Genomic DNA, 1,025 nt, shown 5'->3' with positions numbered 1-1,025 from the left:
ATTCGGCCAAGCAGCGAAAGACCTCGCGGCGAAGCTCTCGATCGACACGACCGGCATGAGCGGCCCCGACAAGGTGTTCGCCATCACCAAGGCGCTGATCGCCACGGCCGAGGCGCAGGGCATCAAGGCGGACGTCAACATCATCGGTGCGGTCGCCCTCGATGTTGCCCAAGCGGCCTACCGCGCGACGCTCCCGAACCTCGAAAGCGGCCTCGTAGCGCTCGCCTCGGCGATCGAGAGCGCGGGCGGCCTCAAGCTCGCCGCCACGCTCGTGGTCGACGGCATCGAAGTGCTGGCCGGCACCACGGCGGCAGCGGCCTGATGCGGCTTTTCGGGCGCCTTGCCGGCAATACGCCTCCGGCGCTGCCGGCAGGCGCCCGAGCCTATGTCGACGGATTCGGGCCGTTGCGCGATCGCTTCTGCGTTCGGGCGAAGCGGCCGGAGGAGGATGGGCTTGGCGCGCTGGTACGTGGTGACTTCTGCACGGGGTCGGGAGCGCAAATGTATGCGTCGTGGTGCAACGGCGAAGGGGCGCTCAATTGGGACGTGAACGGGTCCGGAAAGCCGGTTTGAGGCAATGAAAATGTTTTACACCGCGCCGCTAACCTATTGATCTCGAACAGACGATTTTCGCGACGTTTTACACGAGAACCTGCAGATTTCAGCTATTCGTGCCAGCTTGGAAGGCTAGCTTTGCCGGCTCATGAATTCCTCGATACTGATGCGTTCACCCTTATGCTTTTCCGGCAATGGCGGAAGCGAGGGCAAATCTGCCGTTTTTCCATTACTGGTCGTCTCGATCCATTCGGCCATCTCACGCGAAAAGGTGTCGCAAACAATCATGTCGAGCACCGTTTTCCTGATCCTGTCTGACGAAACGGCGTGCTGAGATACCTTCAAACTAGACCTGACGACTTCCGCCGTAGTCCATCCCTCCGCGTCATCCTCCCCGACTCTTCTCAGGGAGAATATTTCATGAGCGAAGAAGTTTCTGTATTCGCGAAGCCGAGACATCATCTCCGCTA

The 1,025-nt window shown here is 60.4% G+C and carries 2 protein-coding genes; one reads left to right on the top strand and one right to left on the bottom strand.

Features of this window, described 5'->3' with window-relative positions; translation table 11 throughout:
* Positions 1-322 (top strand): hypothetical protein (locus I53_RS34205; protein ID WP_043354867.1); only part of this gene is annotated, 322 nt, incomplete at its 5' end.
* Between the two features lie 365 nt (positions 323-687).
* Here the strand turns inward: I53_RS34205 and I53_RS34630 are convergent.
* Positions 688-1,025 (bottom strand): hypothetical protein (locus I53_RS34630; RefSeq protein WP_210161595.1); only part of this gene is annotated, 338 nt, incomplete at its 5' end.

Origin of the sequence: Methylobacterium sp. B1 (genome assembly GCF_000333255.1) — a bacterium.
GTDB lineage: Bacteria > Pseudomonadota > Alphaproteobacteria > Rhizobiales > Beijerinckiaceae > Methylobacterium > Methylobacterium fujisawaense.
The sequence above is the reverse complement of the archived record's forward strand: the minus strand, read 5'-3'. Positions and strand labels throughout refer to the sequence as shown.